Source organism: Lederbergia citrea (assembly GCF_018343525.1).
GTDB classification, from domain to species: domain Bacteria; phylum Bacillota; class Bacilli; order Bacillales; family Bacillaceae_C; genus Lederbergia; species Lederbergia citrea.
This window is the reverse complement of the sequence record NZ_JAGYPH010000001.1, coordinates 563994-577115: the sequence shown is the minus strand read 5'-3', so window position 1 is coordinate 577115 and position 13122 is coordinate 563994. Positions and strand designations below refer to the sequence as shown.

Below are 13122 nucleotides of genomic sequence, written 5' to 3'. Positions count from 1 at the left end.
ACCAAGTTATCATTGAATTCACCCATACCTACTTCCTATTACTTCTTGTCCCTTTCTTCTTTCTACTATGCAAATCGCACACCCAGCATCCCTGTGACCAACCCAACAAGCGTGCCAAGCATACACACCGCAAGCCAAACCTTCCTGCTCCGTGCTCCTTTCAAAAAACACCATCCTGCAATAGCAAGTAAAATGCCTTCAATCAAAAACCACGGTTCGAAAATGACCATATCCCACACTACGTACATATCATCGTGAATATCAAATGTTCTATTCTCCAAGCCAATCACACCTGCGATTTGCAAGCCACGATAGATAATACCAAAAATGCCATGAGCAGTGGCAATCGAACACCCTAATACAGATACGGAAAGCAACAATAAGCGAAGAATTTTACTTTTGCCTAAATAAATGAAGCCAAGACCTACGAGTCCCGCAACAATAAAGATTGGTAACGCGATCCAATTAATCAGTTCAAACTGGGAAGATGCAGCCACACCGGGTTTTAGTAGGGACAGCCCCTTTATTCCGCCTAAAGCCCAATATAGATGTGGCAGCATATAGGCAGTGGACCATACAAAAACAGCTCCACCAGCCCAAATGGTTGATTTTGATTGCGGTGGTTTCGACGACAGATTTGAATTCAACAACGATCACCTCGACAGGAAAGAATTGAGGATTTGCTTTACTTTCCAATTATCAATATATAGATTTGTAGTGAAATGTATATGGCTTATTTACCCCTTAGTCAAAGATTTATTTATCTCTTCAATTTTTAATCGCTTATCTTCTAAATCTTTATTATTTGAGTAATGGGTCAGTTCCTCCAATATCTTAATCCATCTATCTTTATTTCCCTCAACACTGTTTTGAATATTTATAAGATCGGCTATAGTTTCCTTTATTACAATAATTCCTTCTATTTTATTTGAATCTAAATCAATATATTGTTCCTGCTCATTTGAATTCTCAAGATGTCCCTTGTGATGAGTATATAAAGATCCTAAAAATACAGAAAAGGAATCTAAAATATTTACCAATGGTAAGAGATCAACTCTATTATTTCCCTCCACATTATTAGATAAATCTAGAATTGCATTATTCATTTCTCGTATATCTTTTTTCAAATAATTAATTACAAATCCATTTTTCCCAATATATAATTCATTATTTGAAAGTGAGGTATTTAAAGTTTTCAAAACGGAATATGAACTCACATTGAAACTAGTTAGTATAGTTTGATTCTTTGTGTGGATTTCTTTGTTCAATTGCTTTGTAGTGTTTATTAATTTTAGATTAGAAAATATTAATAGTAAAATTACGATGACTATTGAAGTCTCCTTAAGTTTCTTCATTTTTTATCCCCTTTTAATAAATTGGACTTCTTTTTAGTATTATTAAATTGAAACATTACTCAGATAATGGCATGTTAACCTAAATTTACAAATTGTTTTATAGAGTATTTCTTCTTTACATTTTTGCTTATAACTCATCATAAGTTTGAGGCCAAGAGGAACAGTCCTCTTGGCCCCTTTGCAATTTAAAGGTGGTTTTTACGGAAACCATTTAGAATGTTTAATTCATTTTTTTAACTTATACCCTTTAAATTTCAATAAGTATAGGAACAATCATCGGCTTTTTCTTCGTATGTGTATATATATATTGTCGTATTGATTTTTTTATTTGCTTTTTCATTACATTCCATTGGTTTCTATTTTCATCTCGGAGCTCGTTAACAGTTTCAGTAGTAAGTCGATTAACTTCCCTTCGTAGTTCCGAGAAATCTTTATCCAGAAATCCACGTGAAATGGTATCGGGTTCCGAAATCAATTTTCCTTCCGCTTTGCTTATTGTGAGAACAATCATGATCATTCCATCCTCTGATAGCTGTTTGCGGTCTCTTAATATAAATTCCCCAACATTACCTACATCTCCTCCGTCTATGTAGGTATTCCCAACGGATATTTTCCGGGTCTGACGGGCAATGGTATGTTCAATATCGACGACATCGCCATTATTAATGATAAAGGTGTTTCCTTGCTCTACTCCAACGGATTCAGCTAACAAACGGTGATGGTGCAGCATTCTAAATTCACCGTGAATAGGAATAAAATATTTTGGTTTCATTAGTGTAAGCATTAGTTTTAAATCCTCTTGATAACCATGTCCGGAAACATGCATGCCGGAAGTACTTCCCGGTCCATAAATCACATTGGCTCCAAGTACAAATAAGTTGTCGACGATCTTTGTGACATTTCGTTCATTCCCCGGTATTGGACCTGCAGCAAAGATAACCGTATCCCCAGGTAAAATATCGACACCGCGAAAGTTTCCAGTGGACAGGCGAGCAAGAGCGGCCATTGGTTCTCCTTGACTTCCCGTGCATAAAATAGCTACTTTTCCAGGCTCCATTTCATTGATTTCATGCGGGTCAATTAACATTCCATCAGGAACTGTTAAAAACCCTAGTTCCATAGCAACCCCTACCACATTAACCATACTTCGTCCAAGCAAGGCAAGTTTTCGATTTGTTTTTTGTGCTGCATTTACGACTTGCTGAACGCGGCTAATATTTGAAGCAAAGGTGGAAAGAATAACTTTGCGTTTCGCTTTCATGAAAGCTGCTTCCACATGTTCACCTACCATTTGTTCCGAAGGGGTAAAACCAGGACGTTCTGCATTCGTACTCTCAGACAATAATAGCAAGACCCCTTCTTTTCCGATTTCAGCCATTTTATGAATGTCTGAACGCTCCTCATTGTTCTCGGGCGTTAAATCGAATTTGAAGTCCCCTGTATGTACAATATTACCCGCTGGTGTCTGAAAGACGATTCCCAAACAATCGGGGATACTATGAGTCACTTTAAAAAAGCTTATATCCATTCCTCCGATTTTTAAATTTGAGTTTGAGTGGATTTCAACAAGTTCACTTTCTCTAAGAATTTTATGTTCTTTTAACTTCATTTCAATTAACCCTAGTGTGAAGCGTGTAGCATAAACGGGCACATTCAATTTTTTTAAAAAGAACGGAATCCCCCCGATATGATCTTCATGTCCATGTGTGACAATTAAAGCCCTGACCTTATCTTTATTTTCTACTAAGTAAGCTATATCAGGGATAATCAAATCAATTCCTAATAAACTTTCGTCTGGAAACTTATTACCACAGTCGATCATCACGATATCGTTTGAATATTCGATTGCATACATATTTTTTCCGATTTCATTCAAGCCACCTAAAGCGAAAATAGATAATGCATTCTCTTTTGTACTCAAATTTATATCCTCCCACATTAAATATAGTCTAGTATGCCCTTTCGGTTTCCCTTTATCAGTGGGTTAAAATTGAGCTTCCTGTTTTTCAAAAAATATCGGAAAAGGTTTTATTTAAATATACAAAAAGCCAAACGCTTTCTGGTGAAAACACGTTTGGCTTTATTCAATATACTATTGCTCCGAATTGTGCCGGTTTCTCGGCTGGATTGCTTTTTCCAAATCTTCCATAGCAATCGTACGTTTTACATTGTCGCTATTCGGCTTTCCTTTTTGACTGTAACCTTTATCGCGTTTTCGGCTCATTAGAATAGTCTCCCTTCTTATTAACTTCACCTAATAAGATGGGTTATGAAGTGGAAGCTTATTCATAAAGTAAAAGTTTATCAAGCGCGACAAATTGTTTAACTATCTTACACGGCTCTTTTATATAATCTTTTACGTTGATACGTAGAAAGCACTACCCCTCCTACAATAAAAAGAGATCCTAATATTTCTGCACCTGTGATCGGTTTGTATAATAAGACCAATCCCATCACCATTGCGACAAAAGGCTCTAAATTAGATAAAATGGATGCCTTTGAAGCATCAACATATCGTATATTTTGGTTCCAAATCAAGGCCGCTAGACCATGTACAACAACGGCTGTTACAATCAAAAAAGCCCAATCATTAAGATGCAAGCTTATCCGAATGGGAATATCTAATGAAAATGCAAATGGGATAGATACAATAAAACCCACGATATTTGAATACAAAGTAATGGTTAGTGGATCTATTCTTTGAGATAGCACTCTCGTCATAATGATCATAATAGCAAATGTAATCATCGTAATAACTATCCATAATAACCCTTTGTCCACATGAATCGGAGTCAAATTACCTTTCGTCACAACAAAGTAAATGCCAATAATTGCAATGATCGATCCGATCAACATGCGAACAGTTAATTTTTCTTTTAAAAAAATGGCTGCTAATACCCCAGCTAAAATAGGTGTTGTTGCTAAAATTAATGCAGACGTTGTTGGATCAGCTGTTTGTAATCCCACAAAAAAAGACCATTGATTAATAAATACACCAATAATTCCTAGAACAAAAAGCAAAAGAAATTCTGCTTTATTCACCCGTTTAAAACCCTTTTTATAAGAAGCTATTCCAATTAAAAACAGCACGATAAACAAAAGTCTCAATAATGTCAGCATAGTCGGAGAGAAAACTTGAACGAGCATCTTTCCAAATACAAAATTACTTCCCCATACCACCACGCATAAAATGAGCCAAGCATAGGCCTTAATCATTTACTTCATCACCGTTCCTATATCAAGATACCATTGCTCTATTTTAATGGTAGATGCATGTTGTGTATACTTTTTTGCATTTGAAAGACTTGTCCATATAAAGTTCTTCTTTCTTACTGGATCTTTTTAATCGGCCAAGCGAAAACTTGTTTAGATGCAGAAAGGTGAAGAAGGGGCTGCCTTTCAAAATATTTTTGTGGTAAAAAAGGAACTAGCGAATTAGCCTGAATAGTCGCCTTCGCTTTACTTACCCGCCAGCGGTCATGGTGAATATCTCCTCTATATAGATGTTTTCCCCTTGTCGTAAAGAAGCAGTATCGTTCAAACAACCAGTATTCAAGACTCTCAACTTCTGGCAAATAAAGGTTAGAATCAGATTGATAATTAATATAAAAACTTTCTTTCGAACTTCCCGGATGCTTCCTTTTACTCTGAAAATATACTTTATTTTCTTTTATATTCATTTTCATCAATGAATGTCGGTAAGGAAGTTGCGCCCCTATTTTTGCTCCAATTACTGCAGACCATTTATTTGCATCAAGTGTAAAAAAGTATATTCCAGGTGTTCCTTTATATTTAACATAAGTACGCAAATTTAGTTCTAAGTACGAATTAAGGTATGGAATTTCCGGTATACCATGCACTCTCATATGATTTACTTTAAATGGGATAATAGCTATCCAAGCTTCTCCATTAAAGAGGTCCAGATCCACGTCATTTGGAACATGAGCCCTTAATAATTCAGCTGGCAAACTCCAATGACAAAAAAGTAGTTTATCCCATGTTTGTGTAAAGAGCCACGGATTGCTAGGTAAAGGAAATGGACGCTGATCTGTTTCCAAAAACTCATTATGTAACATGTAATACCCCTCCCTAGGAGCCTTTACAGCTCTATTTCCATAGTTTCCCCGTATTATTCACTTACAAATCATGCTTCAAAAAAAGAATGTTTCCTTTACTCAGTATCCCCGAATGTATAATAATGGATTGTAGGCCTTCCCTTCATTCTGTTTTAGGGGTGTTGATTTTCATGGCTAAATTTACATAATTTTATTCCGGTAAATGCTTGAAAGAATGGGAGAGAAAGAAATGTGGTTTGTTTTTGCTGTAGCCGCTGCTACATGCTTTGGATTTAGGGGAGTTCTGTATCATTGGACTGCACAAAGACCAATTGATCGAAACCTTCTGCTGTTGGGGGTATATTTATCTGGTACAATCATTACTTTATGTATTAATATCTTCATCCAACAACCATGGTCAAAAGGGGTGTGGATTGGGGTTTTCATGGGGTTATCTTCATTTATGGCGAATGCTTCAATGTACCGGGGCTATGCTGTAGGCAAGGCTTCTATTGTTGCTTTATTTACAGGACTACCTCCCCTCGTTGTAGTGGTCATTGCTTACTTCCTTTGGAATGAAGCACTAAGTACTTGGCAAATGTCAGCCTTTATCATTGTCTTGATCGGTCTGCTTCTCATTAAATACTCACATGATTTTAAGCTCGACCAATTAAAGGGAATCCAATGGGGAATATTAACAATGCTTTTCTTTGGCTTTACGGATGTAGCCGTGAAACAAGCTACTATTATTGGTGCCTCCACATTCCCCATTTTAACAGTCATGTTTGCAACGGGCAGTTTATTATTTGGTACTTTATGGACAATTAACAATGCTAAAAGACCTTCAATGCAATCGCAGGTAAAAAATCAGAATGAGGCAAACAGACATAGTAATGCAGAATTACACAACAGCTGGACGAAGAAAAAAACATTAGGTTGGGGAATGTTTGTCGGGATTACGAATGTGGTAGGAATGATATTAATCTTTCCAGCATTCCGTGAAGGGATTACGGGGATAGTTTCCGCAATCGTCGCGATGAACATTGCATTTGTCATTTTATACGCTCGTTTTTATTTGAAGGAAAACTGGAGCAAACGTGAAGTTTCGGGACTTATTATGGCATTTATAGGAATACTTGTCCTACGACTTGCCTCATGAAACAAAAACGGAGCTGTCCAGAAGGTCACTTTTCCTGACTTTCTCGACTTCCTGCTTTATCTAATTTTTTCAGATTTGTGTCTTCATGAACGTTGTATAGCCATTTATATTATTTATTCAGATCAATAGAACCTTCCCGATTTGCGGTAAGCCACGATTTTTCACCGGGACGGGCAATGGAACGACTTCTCTTAATCTAAGAAAACACCCTTCAATCGAAGGGTGTTAATCTGTGGAGTTTGTTTCATTTGAATATAATAAAAACTGATCGACAACCTCATTAAATCTCTCACTATGCTCCCAAAACATCAAATGCCCACCAAGGACTTCCACCTGAGAACCCGGAGAAAGTTTTTTTGTAAATGCACTCGCTATCTGTGCCCAATGCTCGGCGATGACAGTAAGAGTCGGCACGGTTTCGCTTGCAAGTCTTGCCTCTTCCCGGTAATCGGAAAACATTCCGGCAGAAAATAAGTTTGCCGCAATATAATATGGTGTTTTTAATGATTGCTCAACTAGCCAATTTAATTCCTGTTCCTCTAACTTGCGTTGGACCATAACTTGAGTTGCATACCCAGCGACAAACTCCCGTTGCCCTTGCGGATTTTGCAAGTAAGTTGTATAAGCTGCTCCGATATCATCGAGTGGCCCCTCTACCCAGTTCTCCTCATGGTTCGTCGATAATGGCTTCGGAGACATATCTACAAAAACCAATGATTTTATTTTCTCTGTACCGTGCTGTCTAATATATTCCCACATCGTTAAACAACCAAATGACCAACCGACGAGCGTTATTTCATTTAAATCTAATTCCTTCATTACCTTTGCTAAATCTGACCCATGAGTTACATAATCATTGCCATGAAGGGAGATAGATGAACGGCCGTGGCTTCTAGGGTCAATCACAATGACACGATTTGTTTTTGAAAAATGCGCCAATTGCTTGGAAAAAACTTCAGTTGTAAAAGTCCAGCCTGGAATAAAAACAATCGGCTCCCCTTCTCCAATATCTTGAACGAAAATCTCTACTCCCGGTCCCACTTCAATATACTTTCCGCCTTGAATAGACACACTCCACACCTCGCTTATTTCAATCATAAACTCAATTATATGTATCTATATTCGATTAATCCTGTTAAAATCCCTATTTGCACAAATAAAGAAGAACAGGCTTTTGCATAACACAAACGCCCGTTCTTCTTTATATCTTATTCACTTAAATCCACATTGTGGTACACTTGTCCAACATCTTCTAAATCTTCTAATGCATCAATCATTTTTTCAAATTGCGCCTGTGCGTCTTCCGGAAGGGTTATATCATTTTGTGCAAGCATTGTTAGTTCTGCAACTGTAAAGTCTGTAATCCCGACATTTTTAAATGCTTCTTGGACAGCATGAAACTGATCTGGTTCCGCATACACGATAACCGCTTCATCTTCCTCTAATATGTCGCGGACTTCTACATCCTCTTCCATTAACAATTCAAGCACTTCATCCGCCGTTTTACCTTCAATACCGATTACAGCAGTTGCATCAAACATATAGGCTACTGATCCACTAACACCCATATTGCCACCGTTTTTACCAAATGCGGCACGAACTTCAGATGCTGTACGGTTTACGTTATTTGTCAGTGCATCCACGATCACCATTGAGCCATTCGGTCCAAATCCTTCGTAACGAAGTTCGTCATAGTTTTCTTCGGAACCGCCTTTTGCTTTTTCAATTGCACGGTCAATAATCGCTTTTGGCACGCTATATGTTTTTGCACGCTCTAATACAACTTTTAATGCCTGGTTTGACTCCGGATCCGGTTCTCCTTGTTTTGCTGCTACATAAATTTCACGGCCAAACTTGGCATAAATACGACTTGTATTTGCATCTTTTGAAGCTTTTTTTTCTTTAATATTATTCCATTTACGTCCCATATTGAACACTCACTTTCACTTAAATCTATACAAATATAAAATTAGTTACTTCTCAATTAAAAGGAAGAAATTAATTACTTTAAAATATTATACCTCAATGGCATAAGTTGCAACGATTTTCATGATCAAAAAATACATTTTTCGGACAAAGATATGAGCAAAGTTAAATTAATCGAATTATTTGCTCTGATGGTACAAGTTAATATCGTATTTTTTTTTCATTTGTTCAAAAACCTTATGCCTTTGCTTCCAGTTTTCACCTTTCCAAAGGTCTTTACTTTTCTCAATAATTTCACATCTGAGCGCATGATATTCTTTTTCTGCTTTTTCTTTTTTTTCAAAGATTATCTTAACAGATCCAAATAAGAAGAAAGCAATGAAAGTAAGAACAAAAAAGTTACCTTCTCTAACAAAAACTGAAAACAAATCGAGCAAAGAATAACTATTAGGCTCAATAGCTGTCTTGTATATGAAATAAAATACAATAAAGGCGAATAAAAAAGCGGTGAACATGATAAGGAAATGTGCTCTTTTATAGCGAGTATATTTCACTTTTTTAACGATTAAATTTTGAAGCATTTGCTTTGTCGTCTGATCTGTATGATCGCCCAATTTTACCAAAAATGGCTCCATTCTATCATCCCCCAAAACTCTTTCACACTATATTTATGAGCGAGAATAATGGGCTATGACAAAACAATTGTACAAGTATCATCTATTTACGGTAAAGGTATTTTCAGCGTTTGTCCCACACTAAGCTCATTTCCAGTAAGCCCGTTAGCTTGTTTGATTTTTTCAATTCCACTTTGATCATTATAGTAATTCATAGATATTCTATAAAGCGTTTCTCCACTTTGGACGGTATGATATTTAACTGTCTCAACTTGAGTTTCCTCTTGAACCACGGGAGTTTCGACTATCTCTTCTTCTGGGCTGTTCTCTTCCTCTGTTTGTAAGTCTTCTTCTTTATCACCATCATCTACTTGCGAATCGTTTGGTTCTGGGGTTTCGCTTGGCTCTTCTTTAGGCTCTTCTTTAATTTCCGGTTTCTTTGGTTTCTCTCTATCAACCTTTGATTCTTCGTCAGCTGGGTCTTCCCATGAGATTTCTTCTCCCACATTGTGAACAGGAGTCGCTTCTTTATCTTTATTTATAACGATAATGGTGGTGATTGGAAGAAGCAATAAAATGATTAACAATACCAAAGGAATAGAAATTTTAAATTTCCGCTTCCCTTCATGATTTTCATCATTATGGTCGTTATGGTTATTATGGTCATTTTCTATGTTACTTTGTTTCTTTTTCTTTTTATATTTATGACCATGCAAATCGACTCTCGAAGGAGTCTTACTTTTTATGTTCATTTGTTCTTTTGTTTTTTCATCATGTTGTACTTGTTTTTCACGTTTCGACATAATTACATCCCTTCTTTATGATTGTTTTGGGAAGCAGTACGACTAATATATAACCCCAATAAGAAATCAATCGTAAAGTGCATCGCAATGACTGGCAATAATTGCTGGCCTGACCATTCATATAAAATACCTATCCAAAAGCTCAAGATGACTACATTCAATATTAAAAACCAATGTGCCCAATAACGAATATGGATGACTGCAAAAACAATGCTGGCAATCACTAAGCCCATTTTCGTTTGAATAATTCCCCGAAATAAGGTCTCTTCCGCCACAGCAATTAAAATGGCAACAAAGGCAATCTTCCAGATCGGCATATTAGAAAATAACTTTTCGTTAATGCCCCCATCATCATAATATTGTTTTGGCAGCAATTTCATTAGTACTAAATCTAGAGCAACTATAATTAAACCATTCACAATACCAATAATGATCCAGCCTGTATCCCCGCTAAACAATTTGAAATAAGAGGCATAAGAATTAAAAAAAATAAAACTTAACAAACCGGCAATGGTTAAGATGATTATTTGTGTAAAATACAAATGATAAACAAGCTCTTGCTTAGTCAAACTTTTGATTAACTCTGCCTGTCTATTTTTTTTCATGAATTTTTTCTCTCCAGCAGTAATTCCATTAATATGTCCTTCCATGAATTTAATACAGGTATCTTATCTATTTTCTTTTTTTCCTGATAAAATTTTAGCTCAACTTCACAAAAATCACAGCAATTCGTTTGGGCATTCACCAATTGCTCATCGAAAAACGACATCACATTGCTACGCCTACAGCCCCCGGCATGAATCCAGTTGGTCATTTGCTGGATTTTTTTAAATTTGAAAGCTTGCCTAGCCTTTCTTATTGCTTTCACATTTTCTACAGTGTTATTAGACGCTTTGAAGAAATAAAAGGTAAGAAATCGCAATTGCGTCTCAGTTAAGTTTAACTCTGAAGCTAGCTCTTGAAAATTTTTAGAATTAGCTTGAGTAAAAAATGATTCTATTTGCCAGTTTTCTGGAAGCTCAGATTCCATTAACTGAATTGGAAGCAGTTCATCACCGGAATTATAAAGCAGGATAGCAATACTCGGTTCTCCGTCCCTACCCGCTCTGCCAATTTCCTGTAAATAAGATCCAATTTGTCCAGGCAGATGAAAATGGATAATAAAACGAATATTGTTCTTATTAATCCCCATACCGAATGCACTCGTTGCACAAATAATATTTAATTGATCGTATAAAAATTGTTGTTGAATTAAAATTCGTTGTTCTTGCTCCATGCCTCCATGATAGGCAGCAACACCCTCAATTCCATTGCTGCGTAAGAATTCGGCTGTTTCTTCGGCCATTCTTTTACTGGAAAAATAAATGATCCCTGGCTTTTCGAAAAAACCAGCAAGTTTTAACACTCGCTCTTTCTTTTCAGCAAAGCTATCCAGCTTTTCGACAACCAAACTTATATTGGGACGATCAACAGAAAAAACAATTTCTTTTGGATTACTTAGGAGTAAATATCGTTTTATATCTTCGCGAACTTCTTTTGCAGCTGTGGCAGTTAAAGCTAGAGCAGGAGGATTACCAAGCTTATTTCTAATACTGCCTAAGTTCAAATAATCAGGACGGAAATCATGACCCCATTGTGAAATACAATGTGCTTCGTCAATAACAAATAATGAAATATTTATTTGCTGTAATCTCTTTATCACATATTCTGATCCTAGCATTTCGGGTGAAATATAAATAAACCGATACGTACTAAGCCTTTGTAATGCCATGTTTTTTTCTTTATGGCTTAAAAAAGAATTAAGAGCAACTGCTTTTCTTTCTCCGATCATTCTTAGCTGTTCTACCTGGTCTTGCATTAATGATATTAATGGAGAAACAATCAACACAGTACCCGGTAGTATGTATCCCGGTAATTGGTAGCAAAGAGATTTTCCAGTTCCAGTTGGTAGCATAGCCATCACATCATTTTTGTTTAGCACAGCCTCAATGATTTCTTCTTGTCCTACTCTAAATGATGAAAAGCCAAATATCCTTTTTAAGATTTCCTTTTTTTTCATACCTTTTCTCCTGCCCTTGCAAGCACAAGGCGAATTTGAAAATATGAAATGTCCTGTACCTGTTCTTTGATTGGCTTCAGTTTCCTTTGTCCTAATCGCTTCGCTATGTCTGATATTTCAGCGGCTGTTTTCTGATCTATAAACGAATCAATTGAAAAGTCTCGATCTGAAAGGGCGATTTCAATGATATGATCTTCAACTGTACTTTCTTTGAGCCCACGCATTGCAGCAATTTGCAAGATGGAAAAATCTTGTTGAAGCAATTCGTATGTGCGAAAAGTAGATTTTGTATAGGGTACTTTTTGATAAACATCTGTGATCAATGAATTAAGAATCGGAAATGCCCCTCTTTGCTGGGTCACGGTTTGAATTATAAAATGAAGTCCGTTCAAAAACCTGTAATGGTATTCTGTTTCTTCCAGACCCATTTGTTCAGCCGTTTGCTTACCCGTTAACCCAATTCTTTCCCAGCCGCTTAACCTAGCAACAATTAAGAATGGATTTTCCGGGAAGTCTGTAGAAAATATTGTATGCAGTTCTTTAAATAAATCCTTGGAAAGTCTAGATCGGCCTCCACGATAATTGGTTAAAAAATCTCGTACCCACGTGTAAATTTCCGGATCTCTTTGGATAGGATAATAGCGGTTAATTGAGTGAATTAAATGGGAAGCTGCTTGGATTAATAATGTAAGTCTTTTCCACATTAGAATCGTGGCATCTTGTAATTTCAAACCCTGAATATATTCAGGCATTGGGCACCGCTGGAAAAAAGTCATGTATGCATCGTATCCTTGGTCAGATACAAAATATTTAGTAGACTCCTCTCCTTCGTTAAGATAGGATTCTTGGTGGAGTGTGTCGATATAAGCATTAAATTGTTGACGTTTTAAACCCGGCAAGGTTTTAAATAAATGCGTTAATTGGAAAAGATGGGCATCTTGAATTGTCTGTGATGATTTCTTTCCTGTAAGTAAATGATAAATAGAGTAAATCGTTCGTTCACCGTTTATTTTTTGTAAGCATTCCAAGATCACAGCCTGCAAAAAAGTCATGATTATCGGCTCCCCTTACGACATTTATTCTATTTATTTTACCATGGAAATGGTATTTCGACTATGTCTTCATTCCTTGCTAAAGATTCGACAAATCAT

General features: G+C 36.5%; 14 protein-coding genes. 1 reads left to right on the top strand and 13 read right to left on the bottom strand.

Annotated elements, in window-relative coordinates:
- Positions 1-65: 65 nt before the first annotated feature.
- From KHA88_RS03005 to KHA88_RS02985, 6 genes are all read right to left on the bottom strand, one after another.
- Positions 66-647 carry a DUF3995 domain-containing protein gene (locus KHA88_RS03005; RefSeq protein ID WP_249305790.1) on the bottom strand — a complete coding sequence of 194 codons (582 nt, stop codon included), beginning with the start codon at positions 645-647 and terminating at the stop codon, positions 66-68.
- A gap of 90 nt (positions 648-737) precedes the next feature.
- Positions 738-1355 (bottom strand): hypothetical protein, encoded by a 618-nt coding sequence (locus tag KHA88_RS03000; RefSeq protein ID WP_213121383.1) that lies wholly within the window; start codon positions 1353-1355, stop codon positions 738-740.
- A gap of 247 nt (positions 1356-1602) precedes the next feature.
- Entirely contained in the window at positions 1603-3276 is a 1674-nt protein-coding gene (locus KHA88_RS02995; protein ID WP_213097236.1) for a ribonuclease J, read from the bottom strand.
- A gap of 171 nt (positions 3277-3447) precedes the next feature.
- Positions 3448-3579, bottom strand: coding sequence for a hypothetical protein (locus tag KHA88_RS21115; RefSeq protein ID WP_283247389.1), 132 nt, complete (start codon positions 3577-3579; stop codon positions 3448-3450).
- A 107-nt stretch (positions 3580-3686) separates the two neighbouring features.
- Entirely contained in the window at positions 3687-4571 is an 885-nt protein-coding gene (locus KHA88_RS02990) for a DMT family transporter (protein WP_213106880.1), read from the bottom strand.
- Between the two features lie 113 nt (positions 4572-4684).
- The gene (locus KHA88_RS02985) at positions 4685-5431 is read right to left on the bottom strand and encodes a YqjF family protein (RefSeq protein WP_213106879.1); all 747 of its coding nucleotides are present in this window, start codon (positions 5429-5431) and stop codon (positions 4685-4687) included.
- A gap of 229 nt (positions 5432-5660) precedes the next feature.
- Between KHA88_RS02985 and KHA88_RS02980 the strand changes: the two genes are divergently transcribed.
- Positions 5661-6569, top strand: a complete 909-nt coding sequence (locus KHA88_RS02980; protein WP_213121382.1) for an EamA family transporter — start codon at positions 5661-5663, stop codon at positions 6567-6569.
- A 225-nt stretch (positions 6570-6794) separates the two neighbouring features.
- Here the strand turns inward: KHA88_RS02980 and KHA88_RS02975 are convergent, their stop codons facing one another.
- The 7 genes from KHA88_RS02975 to KHA88_RS02945 form a co-directional block, all read right to left on the bottom strand.
- Positions 6795-7667 (bottom strand): alpha/beta fold hydrolase, encoded by an 873-nt coding sequence (locus KHA88_RS02975; protein ID WP_249312870.1) that lies wholly within the window; start codon positions 7665-7667, stop codon positions 6795-6797.
- A 110-nt stretch (positions 7668-7777) separates the two neighbouring features.
- Positions 7778-8497, bottom strand: coding sequence for a YebC/PmpR family DNA-binding transcriptional regulator (locus KHA88_RS02970; protein WP_213106876.1), 720 nt, complete (start codon positions 8495-8497; stop codon positions 7778-7780).
- Between the two features lie 177 nt (positions 8498-8674).
- The gene (locus KHA88_RS02965; protein ID WP_213097241.1) at positions 8675-9130 is read right to left on the bottom strand and encodes a DUF2663 family protein; all 456 of its coding nucleotides are present in this window, start codon (positions 9128-9130) and stop codon (positions 8675-8677) included.
- 86 nt (positions 9131-9216) lie between these two features.
- A complete protein-coding gene (locus tag KHA88_RS02960) occupies positions 9217-9912 on the bottom strand; it encodes a LysM peptidoglycan-binding domain-containing protein (RefSeq protein ID WP_213106875.1) in 696 nt (231 codons plus the stop codon).
- Between the two features lie 2 nt (positions 9913-9914).
- Positions 9915-10517, bottom strand: a complete 603-nt coding sequence (locus tag KHA88_RS02955; protein WP_213106874.1) for a CPBP family intramembrane glutamic endopeptidase — start codon at positions 10515-10517, stop codon at positions 9915-9917.
- Positions 10514-11971: a RecQ family ATP-dependent DNA helicase gene (locus tag KHA88_RS02950; protein ID WP_213121381.1), complete on the bottom strand. Its 1458-nt coding sequence runs from the start codon at positions 11969-11971 to the stop codon at positions 10514-10516. Before KHA88_RS02950 ends, KHA88_RS02955 begins: the two co-directional genes overlap by 4 nt.
- The gene (locus tag KHA88_RS02945) at positions 11968-13023 is read right to left on the bottom strand and encodes a YpbB family protein (protein WP_213106873.1); all 1056 of its coding nucleotides are present in this window, start codon (positions 13021-13023) and stop codon (positions 11968-11970) included. Before KHA88_RS02945 ends, KHA88_RS02950 begins: the two co-directional genes overlap by 4 nt.
- Positions 13024-13122 lie beyond the last annotated feature (99 nt).